Annotated in this window: 19 protein-coding genes and 1 tRNA gene; 2 read left to right on the top strand and 18 right to left on the bottom strand. The window is 44.2% G+C overall.

The annotated features are described in order from the left end of the window. Window positions 1-111: 111 nt before the first annotated feature. The 12 genes from TCA2_RS15815 to rpsF all read right to left on the bottom strand — a co-directional run bounded on the left by TCA2_RS15815 (window position 112) and on the right by rpsF (window position 13,370). Window positions 112-1,209 (bottom strand): LCP family protein, encoded by a 1,098-nt coding sequence (locus TCA2_RS15815; protein WP_047912582.1) that lies wholly within the window; start codon window positions 1,207-1,209, stop codon window positions 112-114. Window positions 1,210-1,465: 256 nt separating this feature from the next. Continuing rightward, window positions 1,466-3,061, bottom strand: a complete 1,596-nt coding sequence (locus TCA2_RS15810) for an MFS transporter (protein ID WP_047912581.1) — start codon at window positions 3,059-3,061, stop codon at window positions 1,466-1,468. Between the two features lie 384 nt (window positions 3,062-3,445). Next, window positions 3,446-4,378 carry a D-alanyl-D-alanine carboxypeptidase family protein gene (locus tag TCA2_RS15805; protein ID WP_047912580.1) on the bottom strand — a complete coding sequence of 311 codons (933 nt, stop codon included), beginning with the start codon at window positions 4,376-4,378 and terminating at the stop codon, window positions 3,446-3,448. Between the two features lie 390 nt (window positions 4,379-4,768). Next, window positions 4,769-5,782: an ABC transporter ATP-binding protein gene (locus TCA2_RS15800; protein ID WP_047912579.1), complete on the bottom strand. Its 1,014-nt coding sequence runs from the start codon at window positions 5,780-5,782 to the stop codon at window positions 4,769-4,771. Then, window positions 5,779-6,756, bottom strand: a complete 978-nt coding sequence (locus tag TCA2_RS15795) for an ABC transporter ATP-binding protein (RefSeq protein ID WP_047912578.1) — start codon at window positions 6,754-6,756, stop codon at window positions 5,779-5,781. Before TCA2_RS15795 ends, TCA2_RS15800 begins: the two co-directional genes overlap by 4 nt. Before the next feature lie 12 nt (window positions 6,757-6,768). Further along, window positions 6,769-7,692 carry an oligopeptide ABC transporter permease gene (gene opp4C, locus TCA2_RS15790; protein WP_047912577.1) on the bottom strand — a complete coding sequence of 308 codons (924 nt, stop codon included), beginning with the start codon at window positions 7,690-7,692 and terminating at the stop codon, window positions 6,769-6,771. A gap of 12 nt (window positions 7,693-7,704) precedes the next feature. After that, entirely contained in the window at window positions 7,705-8,670 is a 966-nt protein-coding gene (locus tag TCA2_RS15785; RefSeq protein WP_047912576.1) for an ABC transporter permease, read from the bottom strand. Window positions 8,671-8,748: 78 nt separating this feature from the next. Next, window positions 8,749-10,518 (bottom strand): ABC transporter substrate-binding protein, encoded by a 1,770-nt coding sequence (locus TCA2_RS15780; protein ID WP_047912575.1) that lies wholly within the window; start codon window positions 10,516-10,518, stop codon window positions 8,749-8,751. A 963-nt stretch (window positions 10,519-11,481) separates the two neighbouring features. After that, window positions 11,482-12,108 (bottom strand): M15 family metallopeptidase, encoded by a 627-nt coding sequence (locus TCA2_RS15775; protein WP_047912574.1) that lies wholly within the window; start codon window positions 12,106-12,108, stop codon window positions 11,482-11,484. A gap of 140 nt (window positions 12,109-12,248) precedes the next feature. Further along, window positions 12,249-12,521 (bottom strand): 30S ribosomal protein S18, encoded by a 273-nt coding sequence (rpsR, locus tag TCA2_RS15770; protein WP_047912573.1) that lies wholly within the window; start codon window positions 12,519-12,521, stop codon window positions 12,249-12,251. Between the two features lie 19 nt (window positions 12,522-12,540). Continuing rightward, window positions 12,541-13,029: a single-stranded DNA-binding protein gene (ssb, locus tag TCA2_RS15765; RefSeq protein ID WP_047912572.1), complete on the bottom strand. Its 489-nt coding sequence runs from the start codon at window positions 13,027-13,029 to the stop codon at window positions 12,541-12,543. Window positions 13,030-13,079: 50 nt separating this feature from the next. Beyond that, window positions 13,080-13,370, bottom strand: coding sequence for a 30S ribosomal protein S6 (gene rpsF / locus TCA2_RS15760; protein WP_047912571.1), 291 nt, complete (start codon window positions 13,368-13,370; stop codon window positions 13,080-13,082). Window positions 13,371-13,587: 217 nt separating this feature from the next. On the opposite strand from rpsF, the gene TCA2_RS15755 reads away from it, so the two are divergent. Continuing rightward, entirely contained in the window at window positions 13,588-13,782 is a 195-nt protein-coding gene (locus tag TCA2_RS15755; protein WP_047912570.1) for a YjzC family protein, read from the top strand. Between the two features lie 486 nt (window positions 13,783-14,268). Here the strand turns inward: TCA2_RS15755 and TCA2_RS15750 are convergent. The 4 genes from TCA2_RS15750 to TCA2_RS15735 all read right to left on the bottom strand — a co-directional run bounded on the left by TCA2_RS15750 (window position 14,269) and on the right by TCA2_RS15735 (window position 15,984). Continuing rightward, window positions 14,269-14,360, bottom strand: a tRNA-Ser gene (locus TCA2_RS15750). A 55-nt stretch (window positions 14,361-14,415) separates the two neighbouring features. After that, a complete protein-coding gene (locus TCA2_RS15745) occupies window positions 14,416-14,628 on the bottom strand; it encodes a DUF951 domain-containing protein (protein ID WP_047912569.1) in 213 nt (70 codons plus the stop codon). Further along, window positions 14,618-15,709 (bottom strand): mechanosensitive ion channel family protein, encoded by a 1,092-nt coding sequence (locus TCA2_RS15740; protein WP_081872563.1) that lies wholly within the window; start codon window positions 15,707-15,709, stop codon window positions 14,618-14,620. The genes TCA2_RS15745 and TCA2_RS15740 overlap by 11 nt, the downstream gene beginning before the upstream one ends. Next, a complete protein-coding gene (locus TCA2_RS15735) occupies window positions 15,709-15,984 on the bottom strand; it encodes a DUF3343 domain-containing protein (RefSeq protein ID WP_047912568.1) in 276 nt (91 codons plus the stop codon). The genes TCA2_RS15740 and TCA2_RS15735 overlap by 1 nt, the downstream gene beginning before the upstream one ends. Window positions 15,985-16,089: 105 nt before the next feature. On the opposite strand from TCA2_RS15735, the gene yyaC reads away from it, so the two are divergent. Beyond that, window positions 16,090-16,695: a spore protease YyaC gene (gene yyaC / locus TCA2_RS15730; RefSeq protein WP_047912567.1), complete on the top strand. Its 606-nt coding sequence runs from the start codon at window positions 16,090-16,092 to the stop codon at window positions 16,693-16,695. Here the strand turns inward: yyaC and TCA2_RS15725 are convergent. Next, complete coding sequence (locus TCA2_RS15725; protein ID WP_047912566.1) at window positions 16,670-17,170, bottom strand: DUF4446 family protein; 501 nt, start codon at window positions 17,168-17,170, stop codon at window positions 16,670-16,672. The genes yyaC and TCA2_RS15725 overlap by 26 nt on opposite strands. A 62-nt stretch (window positions 17,171-17,232) precedes the next feature. Continuing rightward, complete coding sequence (locus tag TCA2_RS15720) at window positions 17,233-18,396, bottom strand: aminotransferase class V-fold PLP-dependent enzyme (protein WP_047912565.1); 1,164 nt, start codon at window positions 18,394-18,396, stop codon at window positions 17,233-17,235. Between the last annotated feature and the right edge of the window lie 34 nt (window positions 18,397-18,430).

Here is an 18,430-nt window from a genome sequence, read left to right as displayed (position 1 = left end):
AGTATGGGATTTTGCGAAAAATAACTTCTTATTCCATTATATTCATATAAGACAACAAAATCAGCACCCGACTAAAAGAATGTCGTCAGTGCTGATTGTCGTACGTCTATGTTATTGAGATTGAGAAGATACGGTTTCGTTGCTCTCTGTAACATCGCTCTCGGTTTCGTCTTCTTTGTTAAAATCCTCCGGCTTGAGCAGTGTTTCTTCCGTCGTATTCGGATCGAGCCAGTTTGCGATCATTTCTTTCGAATACTCATAATATTTCTCGTCGACTTCGGTATAGAATATACCGTCATCCTTTCTTACCCCTTCACCCATCATCGTGAAACTTAAAATTTCTGGGTTGCCTTGTGTAAGAACCTGCTTGGCAAGGTTAATTATAGATGTTGGATGCAGATCCGTCTGGAAATTCTCTCCCATAATATCAAACAGCTCTGGAATTTGGGAAATCTGATTCACATTCAACATGCGGTTGGCTACCGCATTCAAGAAAATCTGCTGTCTTTCTGCACGTTTAAAATCACTATCTTCGCGGTAACGGATATAGTATAATGCCTCTTCGCCACTGTATATTGGTTTACCGCCTTCGATAGTAAATTGCACATGATTCGGATTTTTATTAACGATATCTTCCGTGATCGGAAGCTCTACGCCGCCGATAGCATCAACAACCTGTTGAATAGCCATAAAGTTGACCGTTGCGTAATTATTCACCTCATACCCGAGGAAATTCTCAACCGTGTTGATCGCCATCTCCTCTTCGCCAAAGGCAAAAGCATGGGTCAGCTTATCGTAATCATTCATGCCGTTCTCATCTGCATCATGTCCTACAATCTCCACATAAGTGTCGCGTGGAATAGAGACGAGCAGTACCCGGGATTCCTGAGGACGGACCACAGCGTAAATGACGGTGTCTGAACGTCCGCGGGTCTTCTCATACGGTCTTGCATCCGTGCCTAACAGGAGTACAGAGAAGGGCTCATCCTGATATACAACAGGCTCTGCGCTGGCACTCCCAGATGGTTTATATGATTTTTCAAGCTGGTTCTCGACCGTGCCTGATAAGAATAGATCAAATGCGGCTATAGCAATCTGTTGACGGAACGGATAAGCGACCGCGACTACAACGACAAGAGTCAGGAGGGTGATGAGTAAGCCTCTTCCTCTCCTCTTTCTACGATGCCTGTTTCTGCTTCTAGATCTCATAGTTCATTCCTTCTCTGTTAGATTTGTAGATTCGTCTTATGTGAAAGCAACGTCATAACAGTATTATTTTCGGCACATTCTGGCTTAGAATGTATCCCTCTATTATGATGGCCTATTATTTTTCATCCTGCAACTTGTACATTTTGCTATATTACCATAATAATCAGAAGTTAGGCTTGCTGCAAATTGTCATATTTAGTCAAAGAAGAAGCCCTTCACGCGGAAAGAGCTTCTTCTCTAACGTTTTCAATATTTATTACAGATGAGATGTCTGTGTGCTCTGCTCCCTTTGACTTCTCTTCTTGCTGCGTATCTTTCCCGTCACCAGTGAGGCTGCTGCCGTAAGAACACTGAAGATCAAAGCGGACCAGAATAATCGGCTGTACCCTTGGTTCACCGTCAGTTCAAGTGCCTGTGTTAATGCATCCGATATGGAGGTATCCGGAATGGAAGCGAAGGCTTCACGAATGGAATTCACATCGGTTGAAGCCGACTGCGTTTCTCCCATATATTGCTGCAGGATAGCGGGATCTGCCTGAATCCCCTCTTCTGCAAAACTAGCCTCTATGTTGGCACCGAAGCTTGAGAAGGAACGAGCAAGAAAGCCGGCAAAGACCGTTGGTGCAATGGCCATCGCCATCTGCCTGAATAAAGAACTGGTTGCAAGTGCAATGCCGCGTTCTGAGTCCTTGGCATCCTCGGTAATGAGCACATTGACCGGCGCTCCCAGCATCACACTAAATCCAAGCCCGACAAACAGGCTTGAAACGACCATTTCCCATAAGCTGTCGACCCATAGAGCAAATAGAAGGAAGCCAAACGCACTTATTAAACCAGCTACCGCTAGAGTCCAGATCGACCCTTTGCGATCTACATACATCCCGCCGAGCGCTGAACCGACACCAGCAGCGAGGGCGAGCGGAGTAAACCAATACCCGGATGCCGTGCTGGATACACCAAGATACTGCTCCACGAATCCCGGAATGAAAATGACAGACGCCAGGATCGCACCCGAAAAAAAGGCGATGAGCAGGGTCCATAAAAAGGACGGCACTCGCAGCATTTGCGTGGAAATGACCGGACTTGCTCCTTGAAGCTCCATTCTTTTCTCCCAAAAATAAAATAGAATCAGCATGATTAACCCGCCAGCAAAATATCCATAAAATCCAGGCTCGCCCATGCTGGTCAATAGGCTGACTCCTTCCAGGTTCGTGAAGCTGAACATGACACCGAGTACCCCTAAGGAGAGCAGACTGACACCGATCCAATCCATCTTCGCTGTGCTCAGCTCCTGCTCCTCATGAATGAATCTGTAGCCGAGAAATAGTAGAAATATCGCAATAGGCACATTAATGAGAAACAACCAGTGCCAGTTACCCGTGAGCTGAAGCAGCAGAGAACCGACATTAGGCCCCAGTACGGCAGCTACTCCATTCATCGCACCGAGCATCCCTAGTGCCCCGCCTTGTTTCTCTTTAGGATAGGTACTGAGCACATAAGAGCTTGCAATAATGAATATTCCGCCGCCTCCTAAAGCCTGAATTAGTCTGGCACCCAAGAACAATATGAAGTTTGGGCTCAATGCAACGAGTAATGATCCAAGCCCGAATAAGGCCACCTCAATCATAAACAGCTTCTTCCGCCCGTATCGGTCCGACAGCTTGCCTGCAATCGGTACACTTATGGCGAGCCCTAGTGTATATAAAGTGATGGTCCATGCTCCCCAGTTCGGTGATACACCGAATGAAGCGTTTAGTGTTGTTAAAGAGGAAGTAATAATGCCATTATCCAAGGCAGCCATGAACACACCGACCGCAAAAATAATTAGCGGCCATTGTAATTGCTTTTTCATCCATATCCCTCCGAGACCCAGGATTACAACTCAAGGCCTATAATTAACCCAAGAGTCAATTATTATCATACGCCTATAAATTTAAAAGTAAAGAAAAAATTATGTAACTATAAACATATATTGAGGTTAGTTTTGCTTCTAAAGATATATATTGTAACTTGAACCCTCTCAGCTCACTTTGCCAAAAATAAAAAAAGAGCGAGGCGGCTGTGACTCCCTGCTCTTCCCTGCTCTTCCCTGCTCTTCCCTGCTCTTCCCTGCTCTTCCCTGCTCTTTTCTTCTCTTTCTCGCTATTCCTCGCTATTCCTTACTCAGGCCGTTCTATTGCAACGGCTGTTTTATCAATCCTGTTATCAGCTAAAATCAAAAAAAGTTACAATAAAGTTATATGGTTCGATCGACGGCCTGCCGCAGTGCCAATGCCCACTGCTTATGCCAGCCTCCCGTCGTGTATCCGTGTGAGTATCCGTAGTTCAGCAAATCCCTAGCTTCGTTAAATCGTTGTTCCTGTGATTCTGCACCAAGCACGACTGCAACTAGCCGCTGACCGTTCTGCTCGGCCGTACCGGCATAGCAATATCCGGCTTCCTCTGTATAGCCCGTTCTGAGGCCATCTACCCCTTCATAGGAATAAGGTCCGCTGATCTCTTCCAGCATCCAGTTGGTATTGCTCATGTAGAGTCCTTTACCCCTTAATTCAACCTGTGGACGACTTGCCATCTTCAAAATTTCCGGATGCTCTTGGATGAGATGGGCTGATAATAACGCAATATCACTGGCGGTCATATAATTGTCTGTAGGGCCGCCTGCCGAGGAAGTATTGCCTGTCACATTATGATATATAGTATGGACCGAGAGCCCTAATTCCTTGGCCTTGTCATTCATTCGATCAATGAATACATCCTCAGATCCTAAGGCGTGCTCAGCAAGAGCAACAATCGCATCATTCGCCGAATATACCGATACAACTTCAAGCAGCTCTCTTACTGTAACTTGATCTCCAGGGTGAAGCGCCACCTGCTGCCCTTCTACTTCGCTGGCATTTTGGCTGATTTCAACTTGATCCTCCCAGGAAATATGTCCTGCGGAGAGCTCATCCATAATAATCAGCTGGGCCATCAATTTGGTAATACTTCCTGTTGGCAACGGAACATCACCGTTCATATTCATAATGACTTTCCCTGTATTTACGTCCATCAACAGTGCAGCATTCGATTGAATGGCAGGCTTACCTACTAATATGCCTGGTCTGATGATAATCACAAACAGCGCAAGAATAACGACTATAGCACTGCTTCGCAGGATCCATTTTTTCATATAGCTTGTCCTCCATTCTCCTGAATTTGCCGCATTTCATATGTTGATGTTGCTATCTTCTATGTAAATGACCTTCGTTATAGTTCTTATTAAACACTTCTATATATATAGACGTATGAAATGACAATTTTGTCTGCATTTTTTTAAATTTTTTTCTCTTTTTTTCATTCCAATTTCTTACTCCTTCATAAATGCCTGCTTTTTATGAAACTATACATCTTGATTCATTGGTCCTCCCTTGGCCCTGCTTCCATATAATCCAATAAAAAAACAAAAAAGAAGCACCCTCCCCTCTACCCTAACGGATATGGAAATGATGCTCCTGAGCAATCAAACATATGATATTATCCGTACACAAGCAGGACCCCAAATCCACACTTTTGACGTTATTTATGCAAAATGGCAAGCGACATAGTGATCATTACCCATGTTGCGGTACTCTGGAATTTCCTGCTTGCAAATATCCGAAGCGAGCGGGCAGCGGGTATGGAACTTGCAGCCCGAAGGCGGATTCGCCGGGCTAGGGATATCGCCTTTCAGCACAATTCTCTCCCGTTTAATCGTCGGATCTGGAATCGGTACAGCTGACAGCAGTGCTTTGGTGTAAGGATGCAGTGGATTCTGGAATAGATCATCCTTACTGGCCATCTCTACCATCGATCCCAGATACATCACTCCGATTCGGTTGCACAAGTGCTCGACAACACTAAGATCATGGGATATGAACAAATAAGTGAGCTGTTTCTCTGCCTGCAGATCACTCAGCAAGTTAATGATCTGAGCCTGGATCGATACGTCCAGAGCAGATACAGGCTCGTCCGCCACAATAAAATCAGGATTAAGGATGAGCGCGCGCGCTATACCGATACGCTGACGCTGACCGCCTGAGAATTCATGCGGGAAACGATTGTAATGGTAGCTCGACAGACCACAGATACGAAGAATTTCTTCTACACGCTCCCGAAGCTCTTTTTTGGGAATCAGCTTATGATCCAGCAGCGCCTCGCCAATCGCTTCTCCAACTTTAATCCGTGGATTCAGGGAGCTGAACGGGTCTTGAAATACAATCTGCATCTGTGGACGGATGCTTCTTAGCTGCTGCTTAGACAGCTTATGGATGTCCTGACCTTTAAAAAGAACACTTCCCTCTGTTTTCTCCAACAGACGAAGAATGGTTCTGCCGATCGTACTCTTGCCGCAGCCAGACTCGCCGACTAGTCCGAAGGATTCCCCTCTATAGATCGTAAATGATACATCATCTACCGCCTTTACATCCCCCACATGGCGCTGAAAAACACCGCCTGTGATCGGAAAGTACTTCTTGAGGTTTTTGACCTCCATAAGCGGTTCTGCTAAATGACTTAGTCTTGCTTCAGTTACTGTCGCACTAGTTACTTCTGTCATCGTACCTTCGCCTCCTCCTCGTACAGCCAGCAAGCCACTTTATGTCCTTGCTCATTCTTCCGAAGCGGCGGCTCCTTCTCACGGCAAATGCTCATGCAGAACTCACAGCGATCATGGAAGTGACAGTTATTCTCCAAGTCTACAGGATTAGGTACCTGGCCTGGTATAGAGTAGAGGCGCTCTTGTCTTTGGTTAATAATTGGCTTTGCTTTAAGTAATCCCTTGGTATAAGGGTGCTTCGGTTCTCTGAACAGCTCATATACGGAAGCTTCCTCAATGACTTTACCAGCATACATAACGACAACGTAATCTGCCATTTCGGCTACAACGCCAAGATCATGCGTAATGAGCATGATTGAAGTGTTGAACTTCTCTTTAATGTCCCGCATTAGATCAAGAATCTGAGCTTGGATCGTAACATCAAGTGCTGTAGTCGGCTCATCTGCAATGAGCAGCTTCGGATTACAACTGAGAGCAATTGCAATCATAACCCGCTGACGCATGCCTCCACTCAGTTCATGAGGGTAGGAGTCTACAATTACCTCAGGACGTGGAATGCCAACAAGACTGATCAGCTCAATGGCTCTCTTGCGTGCTTCCTTCTTATCCAGCAGCTGATGCAGCATGAGCGGTTCACTAATTTGCTCCCCGATCGTGAGAACCGGGTTCAAGGAAGACATCGGCTCTTGGAATATTATCGAGATCTCGTTGCCTCGAAGCTTGCGCATTTCATTATTGCTCAGCTTCAATAGATCTCTGCCTTCGAACATAATTTCTCCTCCGGCAGAAGGTGTATCGAGCAAGCGCATGAGGGACATCGCCGTTACACTCTTGCCGCACCCTGATTCTCCAACGACGCATACAGTCTCGCCTTCTCGTATAGTAAAGCTGACGTCATCTACGGCTTTGACGATCCCGGCGGATGTATGAAAATGCGTTTTTAAGTTACGAAATTCTACAAGTTCTTTTGCCATGTTCGCATCTCCCTACTTTTTCATTTTAGGATCGAGCGCATCACGAAGCCCGTCACCGATCAAATTAATGCCTATTACTGTTACCAGGATACAAACTCCTGGTGGAATCCAGACCCAAGGTCTCTTACGGAATTCAATCAGACTGTTGGCATCTGCTATCATGTTCCCCCAAGATGGAGTAGGTGGTACAACGCCAAGTCCCAGATAACTCAGTGCGGATTCACTCAAGATCATGCCTGCTACAAGCAAAGTAGATGTTACGATAATGATCGGTACTGTATTTGGTATTAGATGTCTGAATATTTTACGCCCATCTCGAAGTCCGAGCGCTTCGGTTGCCTGCATAAATTCCTGCTCGCGTAGAGAAAGAATTTGCCCACGTACCAATCTCGACAGGGATGTCCAGCCCATGACTCCCATAATTAGAACCAGGAAGAAGATACGATAATCCGGATGCACCTTCAAGTCAGACAAGATCGCTCCCATGATGATCAGCAAAGGAAGCTGAGGAATTGCCATAAAGATTTCAGCTACACGCATAATGAACGTATCTATAAATTTTCTATAAAATCCTGCTAATGCACCTAGGACAGAACCCAAAACAACAGCAACCAAGGTTGCTACAAATCCAACAAATAAGGATATTCTGCCGGCTAGCATAATTCGCAGCAAAATATCGCGGCCGAGCTTATCCGTACCAAGCCAGTGCTGTGCATTGGGCGGCTGGTTCTTGTTCGCTACAGAATAATCGGTCAAGCTGTATGGAGAAAGCATAGGACCAACTAAACAGAACACAACCATAAATACTAGAATGAAAAGTCCTAATACTGCGAGCCGGTTGCGAGTAAATCGACGCATCGAGATGCGCCATGGTGAATCCGGCTGCTTTACAGGAACTTGAGTATTCGATTTTAAGGGTGCAGCCTCAATCGACAATGTAATCTCCTCCTACTTTAACCTTATTCTAGGATCTGCAGTTCCATATAACACATCCGACAGCAGCGTACCTACTAAGGTTAACGCCGATATGAAGACTGTAAAACCAAGCATAAACGGATAATCCCGCATATTAATGGATTCCATATACACTTGTCCAACACCTGGCCATACAAATACTTTCTCAAGGATAATGGCTCCTCCGAACAAGCCAGGAAGCTCAAATCCCATAATTGTGATGGCAGGAAGCAATGCGTTACGAAGCGCATGCTTGAAAATAACCGTTTTCTCTTTCAAACCCTTGGCACGGGCTGTACGAACATAATCCTGGCGTATAACTTCCAGCATACTCGTTCTGAAATAACGAGTCAGACTTCCTGTGCTTAGCATCGTTAATACTAATACAGGTAAGAAGCTGTGATGTATTACATCAACTAGATAATCCCAAGTGGACATATTCGACGCTCCTGCTGAACTCATGCCCCCTACAGGGAACCATCCCAAATCTACAGACACGAACTTAATTAATACGAGCCCAATAAAGAAGGAAGGCAGCGACATACATAGGAACACAAACAAAGTTACCATCTTATCAAAGAATGAGTATTGAAACTTAGCAGAGAATACACCAGTAAATACGGCAATAATCCAGCTGAAGATCATACTAAAAAAGGCAATAACGAAAGAATTCCATACATAATCGCCGATGACATCTGTTACCGGACGCTTATGTTGAAGAGATTCACCCATGTTTCCCGTAATCATATTACCTACCCATGTGAAATACCGTTCTACAGGGGGTTTATCCAGACCATATATTGCGCGAAGCTGAGCCGCTCTCTCTTCTGTCATCTGCGGGTTTTGCTGTGAAGTAATGAAATCTCCAGGCACCAATGCTGTTATGGCAAACAAGATAATGGTGATTCCGATCATCGTCGGAATCATCTGCAGCAGCCTCCGGATAATGTACTGCTTCATAATATTCCTCCCGGGTTTGAAAAGTAGATAAGCTCAGCTCTTGCCAGAGCTGAGCTTATCGTTATCATGCTGATTTAATTATTCTCCGATTTCGGCTTTGTACAGATCAATCGTGAAGTCTTTGTAAGGTGTAATTTCTAGACCGTTGATACGGCCATTGATTGCCCAACCGTCACGTCTTTGGTACATCAAGATATCCGGAATCGTTGCATTAAGCTCTTGATATGCCTTAGCGTAGATTTCTTTACGCTTCTCTGTATCTAGCTCTGCCTTACCTTGTGCTGCCAACTCGTCATAGGCTGGATGAGAATATCCAAGGCGGTTCTGAGCACCTTCTGTTGTATAAACCGTTGTATCTGGATCTGGAGTCAAGCCCCATGCCATGAAGAACATCTCAAAGTTTCCTGATTCCGCTTTTTCCGTAATTGCGTTGAAATCAAGTACCTCAGCTACGACTTCAATGCCAAGCTCTTCATAGTTCGCTGTCATGATTGGAAGAAGTGCATCTACTACGACATTATCCGCTGTAGCAGAGAAGTCAATTTTAAATTTCTCTCCATCTTTCTCACGAATACCATCTGCACCTACAGTCCAGCCTGCTTCATCAAGAAGTGCTTTAGCCTTTTCGGTGTCAAATGCATAGGTTTCAATACCTTCTTCGGTATAAGCCCAAGATTGCTTGGATTGTGGAATATTGATAACATCGGCAAATTTACCGTATACCGCTTCTACAATTTCAGCACGATTGAGTCCATACACCAAGGCTTGACGCACTTTTACATCAGAGAATTTCGGACTTTCATGGTTCATACCGATGTAGCCATATCCATTCGTTGGGAAGATGTTCAGATCCAAGAATCCAAGGAGCTGCGCCATTTCCACGTTATCTTCATCGACTGTGAGCATATCCATGTCAATTTCACCGGATTCAAGCATCGCAAGTCTTGTTTCGTCCGTCGTCGTTTTGTAAATTACATTCTTAATTTTTGGAGCTCCCAAGTGGTAATCTGGGTTTGCTTCAAATACAACCTCTTGACCTGGCACAAATGACTTCATTACATATTGACCAGAACCGATTGGCTTGTCGTTCAGTGCTTTAACCCCATCCAGGTTCCCTTGAGTATAAGATTCACCATAGTAGTCTGAAGGGATGAAAGGAACGCCTGCGAGATATACTTGAGTCAGAGCTGTTGCTTCTGTAACTTCAACTTCTACAGTATGATCATCAACAATGGTTACACCAGAGATTTCATCAGCCGTGCCATCATAATACTCTTGTCCACCTTTGATCTTCCAAGAGAGTGGATCGGATTGACCATCATAGCTGCTGTCATGGTACATCTTAAGAGCTAAGTAATAATCGTTTACGGTTACTGGAGAACCGTTAGTGTATTTCAGATCTGGCTTCAACTTGAAGGTATATTGCAATCCGTCTTCACTAACCTCGATGCTCTCAGCAAGGCGAGGAGAGTACGTTCCGTCTGCATTGATACCTTGGAATGATTCAAAAATAAGATCGTTTACCCATACATCATAGGTAGTACTTGCAAAAATCGGGTTAAATACGCCTGCAGGAGATGTAATCCCTACAATTAAAGTGTCAGTACGGTTTGTTGCTGTTCCTGGATTCATTGACATGTCCGATGCTTCGAACAAACCATCATTTTGCGTAGCATCTTCTGCTGCTGGTTCTTCTGCCGGCTCTTCTGGTGTCTCTGCCGGTTCAGTTGTTTCTACAGGTGGTTCCCCCGTCGTTGGTTCTTCAGCTGTTGATCCGCCGGAGCATGCTGCCAGCACAGTAACCAGCATGAGCATGATCACAAGCATTAGCGAAAATCTCTTTCTCATGAAAATCCTCCTCGTAAAATTCTATAATGCTTGTTGCTTATAAATTATCAGGATAATTATGTATGAATACTTATCCATGAATAATTACAGAGGTGAGTAAATTTAATCATGATGCACTGTTGTGTAATGAAAGAAATAGAGCGAAATGCTAGTTTGTAAGTGATAGGACGTTGTGTAGAGTAAATAATGTTTAGTCGTTGATGGCAAGTCTCGCAAGATGTGGGCTTCTCTAGTTGTGGAGTGGATCTAAGTCATAATTCGATGGTCTTATTGCTGAGTCTATGAGGTCGAAATGTGAAAAGGATAGAAACTTTTAGACCAAAGGTCAATAAATGTAAGATGTACCTACATTTTCAATTCCGAATAAGTTATTGTAATAATACGTGTAAATATTACTAACGTCAATAATTTTTTCGTATTTTTATTAAAAATGTTGTTTAAAGGTTTAGAGACGGGGTATATAGACCTGTTTTTGTAGATCTAAACTTCTAGATTGTGTTGAGGACTTTCTTCATAAAATATCTGTTTTTCAAACAAAACATGACATACCACTTACACTTCATAGCCAATATCAGCTTATAAAGCATTATTAAGTGTAATATAATATAACATGTAATTAACTCAGTTGAATTGGATTTATCTGCTATGATGATTCTGTAAATGAGGCGGATAGTGGATTTGTACGATAAATTAGCGTGGTTCTATTTCGTCAAAAGTAAATTAACAGGTGCTTTATACTTCTATTATATTTGTTGATTATAATAGAACTTTTTTCCTATTATACAATTATCTTTATTAATTTCAAGTCAAAAATGATGAATCTCGCGAATAAATCGAAAAATGAAGCGGCCTGCTATCATTTCTTCACATTCTACGAAAAGAAGTAAGCTCTAACCATGTACAGAGCTTACTTCTCCTATATTTCTTAGCTTGTTCCTTATCATATAATGACTCATTCATAGGTTATTCACTTGCTTCCAAATCTTCTGGCTTGATCTCATAACCAGGCGGTCTCTTTCCACGCTGTAGTTCAGCAATACTATAGCCAAAGTCATACTGCAGATGTGGATAATCGGGGAAATTGACCCAGTCTCCGCCCCACTTAAATCCAAGATTTTTGGCAATAGCGACAACTTCCATCCAGTCGGATTCACCATTGTTGTTCCCATCATACTCCATGTCCCATATCACTTTGTCTTCGGATACCCGAATTGCAAAATCTATTGCAAGGCCATAGTTATGATACGATTCCCCTCCACGAGCAGAGGTGACAATCTGCCCTTCCGTCGTTCTACCTTGCTCATACAGCTCATTTTGTCTCTCTTCACTGCGATGACCTTCTGTGATCATGATTTGTATACCTTTTTGCTTCGCAAGCTCTACCAGCTGAGATTTCTTCGCTGCCACTTCAGGATGGAGCTCTGTTACATACTTCGGCTCATCCTCTTCAAACAGATGCGTAGGACTTCCCCAATCTATATTAAATGATTCCGTTTGAGAGATATAATAGACAAGACCCAATACAAGAAATACAAAAAGAACAGGTCCACTTGATCTTCGCTTCTGTTTATACTGCCGCTGTCTGTTCATAACCACTCCTCAAGCTTTTTAGATAAATGATGAAATCTATGTATTCTATTATATTCGTTCTACCATTCCAGGAACAACCCTACAAAAAAAGGACAGCCTGCTAAGTAGCAGACTGTCCTTCCCGTTCACTGAATCGTTAACTATTCAGTTGTGTACGGAAGCAATGCGATTTGACGGGAGCGTTTAACTGCAATCGTCAACATGCGTTGGTATTTTGCGCTTGTACCTGTTACACGGCGTGGCAAAATTTTTCCGCGCTCACTGATAAATTTACGAAGCAGATCCGTATCTTTATAGTCAATGTGAGTAATTTTGTTAACAGTGAAGAAGCACACTTTACGACGTTTGTTACGGCCGCCGCGGCGAGCCGGTCTTTTATCGTTGTCTCCGCCTTCTCTTTGTTTGAAGCTCATGCTATTCAGTCCTTCCTAATTAAAATGGCAAATCATCATCCGAAATATCAATCGGTTTTCCGTCATCGGAAAAAGGATCCTGATTGTTCCGTGAGAAATTGTTATTGCTATTATTCCCGCGGCCGCTGCCTCCATAGGAAGGCTCTTCACGCATACCACCACCGTTATTGTTCGCGTTGCCGCCATCACGGTTGGATTCCAAGAAACGAACGTTATCTGCAATAACTTCAGTTACGTATACACGCTTGCCTTCGTTATTCTCGTAGTTTCTTACTTGGATGCGCCCTTCGACGGCTGTCAAACGTCCTTTACGCAAATAATTTGCGCAAGTCTCCGCTAGCTGTCTCCAGGTAACGACCGGTATAAAATCAGCTTCTCTTTCCCCGCCTTGGCTTGTAAACGGACGGTCTACAGCAATGGTAAACTGCGTTACGGCTACCCCTGCAGGTGTGTACCGCAATTCTGGGTCACGAGTTAACCGGCCGATCAGAATGACTCGGTTCAACAATCTAATCCCCTCCTTCTGAGCGTAGTTCTTACAAAATCACTTGAAACGAATTAAGCAACAACGTCGTTCGTGATGAGATAACGAATTACTTCGTCAGAAATTTTCATGATACGTTCCATTTCGGAAACGACAGCTGGTTCAGCAGTGAAGTTAACCAACACATAATGACCATCACGGAATTTCTTGATCTCATACGCAAGACGGCGTTTACCCATTACGTCGTGTTTTGTAATTTCACCACCGCCGTTGGAGATGATGCCTTGGAATTTTTCGACTGCAGCTTGAACAGCTTCTTGTTCAATGTCAGGACGAATAATGTACATCACTTCGTATTTGCGCATACTAGCACCTCCTTATGGACTTAAGGCCCTCAAGTCATCGCTTAAGAGCAAGGAACGAGATTAAACTCGCACCATATCAATATACCATTTTCAATAAACGAGTGCAAGCACATGTTCTCTTTTACCAATGTTGATCAGACATGTTCCTTCAAGAGACTGCGCACAATAGCCAATGTGACACATATTTAGATCAGAATAACGAAGGAGGGCAATTCAAATGGGTGAGAAAACGGAGTTTGAACCAGGAGACAAAGCACCTAATGATGGAGAGTACACGGAGATTGGTGAAAGAAGCTTCCATACCGAGATCAACGATCCTAAGCGGATCAAGCTCAAAAAAGGAGAGACTTTCCCTGAAACCTCAAATCATAATCGAAAATGGAAAAAGCTGACCAAAGCCCGGGTTCATTAAGGCGATGAGCAGAAAAGCGATCAGCATGGTCATGTTATACGTAAGCAAGCTCGATCTTCTTCAATCCAAACTTTACCAATATAATTCCCGGTTATAATTCGCTGATGCGGATATAATACAATCAAGGCAGTGCTTCACAGAGAGGTGTGGTTCCGTTGGATGATTTGAAGACAGAGCCGGACTTATTCATTTGAAGGAGGGTCTTTAACGTGGCGATAGAAGCGGAAGGTAATGTGCAATTGATGAAGTAATTATGGATTCAGATGCACTGGTATTGCGTAGCAGTACACCGAGCTTCTAACCGAAGCTGTCGTAAAAGATGTTTTCTTTAAAAAAATGCACTGCCCCCCATAAAGGGCCCGAAAGGGTCCTTTTTTGGTGACTATTTTAGTCAACAAGCCATCTATAACGTCCGCGTCCATAACGACAAAAGACCCTGCATTAGATGCAGGGCCTAATCTCTATATATTGAACAGTTAAATGGTGTGGCGGAAAGAGAGGGATTCGAACCCTCGCACGCCGCAAGGCGCCTAACTGATTTCGAGTCAGTCCCCTTATAACCTCTTGGGTACCTTTCCGCAGCACTTTATATTATACACTTTTGCTTGTCTGTTGGCAAGCATGGATTGCAGCCTACTCTTGTCCTTGCGGATCCGCTGCCGAGCGAAGAACTTTCTTAAAATTCTTTTCAAACTTAGGACGGGGCACAAGCACACTATGCTTGCAGCCTACACACTTAATTCGAATATCCATCCCCATGCGGATAATTTCCATCTCATTGCTGCCGCAAGGATGAGGCTTTTTCATCTGAACGATGTCCCCCAGGTTAAACACTTTACGCTCCATTCGAACCATCCCCCGTATTTTCTTCATTGGCTGCAGCGGCTTCCAGTTCAGCAAGCCTTACGCTCTCCTTATATTCCAGCGCTTCTTTTACATCCATCTTGATGAGACGCTCCACCTCATGATTAGTATTGGGCAGACACTCAGCCACTACTCGAATCACATATTCAGCGGTTGTCATGGATTGTATGCCAACGACCTCCGGCACCATTAAAACGTTGCTGTTGCGCTCAGGCAGATTTTGAACGGCTTCCTTCACCATTCTCATACTCTCTCCCAGCTGCTCCTCGCCTTTCATCGGTATATCCACAATCGCACGGGAATTGGCCATCGAATAGTTGGTTACCGTCGTAATGGTTCCATTAGGAATAATATGCACTTCACCAGTAAAGCTAACGATCTTTGTTGTTCGAAGACCAATGACCTCTACTGTACCCTTCAGTGTTCCTGACTGAACGACATCGCCTACCGCGAACTGATCCTCCAATATAATGAAGAATCCAGTAATAATATCTTTGACCAAGCTTTGCGCACCAAAACCGATGGCTAACCCGAGTACCCCAGCACTGGCGAGTACGGGTCCGAGATTCACACCCATTTGAGATAAAATGAGGAGTACAAGAATGAAGTTACATACGATAGAGACCACATTTTTGAGCAGCTCGCCTACTGTGTTTACACGTCTTTTATTGATTCTAATTTTTCGCTCTGACTGACGATTCAACAGGGACCGATCAATGACATTATGAAGTACCTTAATCGCGATCCGGGTCAGAATAAATACAATAATGATCTGTAGTGCAATTCCTGCGTAATGAATCCACATATTGGTGTCCGTGACCCAGTTCCAGAAGACATCACTTAAACGCTTCGCTTCATCAACGGTCCCTTGAACCGCTTCCCCTACATTTTCGGAGAGTGTTCCGTCATCGGGGGTAGCCGCAGGATCAGAAGTGCTTCCTCCTGTATCTGTGCCTGTATCTGTATTTCCTTCAGTCGGTGCCGTTTCCTCTGTTCCAGTAGTCTCTTCCTGTGTTTCATTTGTTTCCGTTTCAGGAGTCGTTCCTGATGCTTCAAACCACATTAATACTCCTCCCCTTCTTGTTCACACCATTCCACTTGTATATACTCAGCACCTTTTTTTTCATAGATGCCGCGAATCTCCACTTTTTCACTCACGATGATTTGATGGACTTGTCTTAAATCCTCCGATGGAAACTGGATGGACAGTGCGCAGCCTGCCGTTATTTCCTTCGGCGTTGGATAGGTATCAATATCAATCCCTGCATATTCGAGCAGCATTTCTGCGCGAAGCGCCTGCTGCGTTGAATCAAATGCGATGGTCAGCCACAGCTCCATCCTATACCTCCAGTCTATGAATACGAAACGCACCAAGTATAAAAACTAAGCTTCTTCCATATACTATTTAATACTAATCCAAGCACGAAAGGAAGATAGTGCGCTATGAATCGGATTCCAAAAGCGATAAATTTGCAGGACATGCCTGGTTTAAAACTACAGCATACCGATCCGGGAGTACAATCAGCTATTATTCATCGTTTATTATTTCATCTGTTCGAGGCACCTCATCACAAAGAGATCGTTATCGTATGCATTGGTACTGACCGTTCTACAGGCGACTGCCTGGGCCCACTTGTTGGAACCGCATTATCCGAGCATAACAGTCCTTTCTTCCATCTCTATGGGACATTGGAAGATCCGGTTCACGCCATGAATCTTCAGGATACGCTCACCATGATATACAGCAAACACAGAGATCCCTATATTATCGGAATTGATGCCTGTTTAGGTCAGGCCTCCAGTGTGGGCTGCATTCAGGTCGCGTCAGGTCCACTTAAACCAGGAGCAGGTGTAAATAAAGAACTGCCGCCGGTAGGCGATATCCATTTAACAGGTATCGTCAATGTCGGCGGCTTCATGGAATATTTCGTTCTGCAGAATACCCGGCTAAGTCTCGTTGTCCGGATGTCCAATATTATTGCACACAGCCTGTATGCTGCGTTAGTAGAATGGCATAATCGCTCTACTCTGCTTGCCGTGCAAGAGTAATGGCTTCCTTCTCTTCGTTTGAGAGCGTATATGTGGACTCTCCCCCTTGCAGGGGCTTGGCGTATACATAGGAGCCATCTCTATTGTAGAGTCCTGTCAGGACAAGCCCATCCTCTCTCTCGTTCAGCATAGCAATGGAAAAGCTCAGATCTGCTCCACGGTCACCATAAGCATTATAACGTTTAATACCCATTTTCCCTTGGATTCTATCAAGCTTCTTATTCATTGTGGCTACCATATCTTTATTCACAGCCTGCTCGTCCTCAATCGCATCCATCTGCACCTTCAGGTTCAATAGTAAGGACTCCAAATCTTCCACGCCCGTACTGGACATAAATTTGTTGTAGTTTTTGCGCAGTTTACTAACTTTTGCAGTCTGCACAATTAACATGATCAATAAAATAATCAGTACCAATACAATCCCAAACACAATCAAAGGCAGTTGTTCCAGAATCAGCTCATTCATATCTGTCATTTATTGCTCCTACTCCTAACGTCTTTTACATTGTTCTTTTGGGACTCACGCAGAATCCTTACCTAACTATTCGCCAGCTCACGAACAGCCGCAATCAACATAGCCACTTCTCTCTCATTAGAGTTTACACCAAAACTAGCCCTGACTGCACCTTGCTTCGCTGTACCTGCGCTTTCATGAGCCAGTGGAGTACAATGATACCCTGCACGAACTTCAATTCCGAACTCCCTATCTAATTTAAAGGCAAGCTCTGCAGCATCTATCTTCTCACTATAAAAAGCAACAAGCCCACTTCTCGGTTCACCCAAACCTGGGCCAAGTGTCTGAATACCAGGGATTTGACCTAGACCCTCCATCAGTAGCTGTGTCAGTTTCCATTCATGCTGATAGATTCGCTCCGTCGTCATCTCCAGTACATAATCTACACCTGCACCTAATCCGGCAATGCCTATCGTATTGGGGGTTCCCGATTCATAACGGTCCGGTCTTACGGTGGGTTGATCAATCGCCTCCGATTGACTTCCGGTTCCACCGTGGATCAGCGGCTCTACATCGATCGATGGATGAATGTATAACCCTCCAGTACCTTGCGGACCGAGCAATCCTTTATGTCCTGGAAAAGCCAGCATATCTATACTCATTCGTTCTACGTCAATATCCAGAACTCCCGCGCTTTGCGCAGCGTCGACAAGAAAGTGAATGTGATGTTTCCTTGCAATCCGTCCGATCTCTTCAAGAGGAAGAATACTTCCTAATAAATTTGAGCTATGAGATACAACGATCAGCTTGGTATGATGTCGAATGCTTTGTTCTAACTTGGAGATGGAGATTTGTCCCTGATCATCAAGAGGAAGATAATCCACTTCCACCTGCTTTTGTTTTTTCAGATACTCAAGCGGTCTTCGGACAGAGTTATGCTCCATCATCGTGGTAATGATATGGTCACCTGAATTTACAATTCCTTTGATCGCCATATTTAAAGCTAGTGTCGTGTTAAAAGTATACACAATATCATTTGGGTTATGAATATGGAACAGCTCTGCCAGCTTCCTTCTCGTATGAAATAATACTCTGCTGGCTTGTACCGCCATCTGATGGCTTCCCCGGCCCGGGTTGGCCCCTGCGATGTCCATCGCCTGCACCATCGCTTCTTTTACCGATTCCGGCTTCGGCCATGACGTGGCAGCATGATCTAAATAGACAATGTCTTCTCTGTTCCTCTTCATATATCCGTCCTCCCTAAACACAACAAATGACATA

The organism is Paenibacillus sp. TCA20, assembly GCF_000732325.1.
Lineage (GTDB): Bacteria > Bacillota > Bacilli > Paenibacillales > Paenibacillaceae > Paenibacillus > Paenibacillus urinalis.
This window is presented reverse-complemented; position numbering and strand designations above follow the sequence as displayed.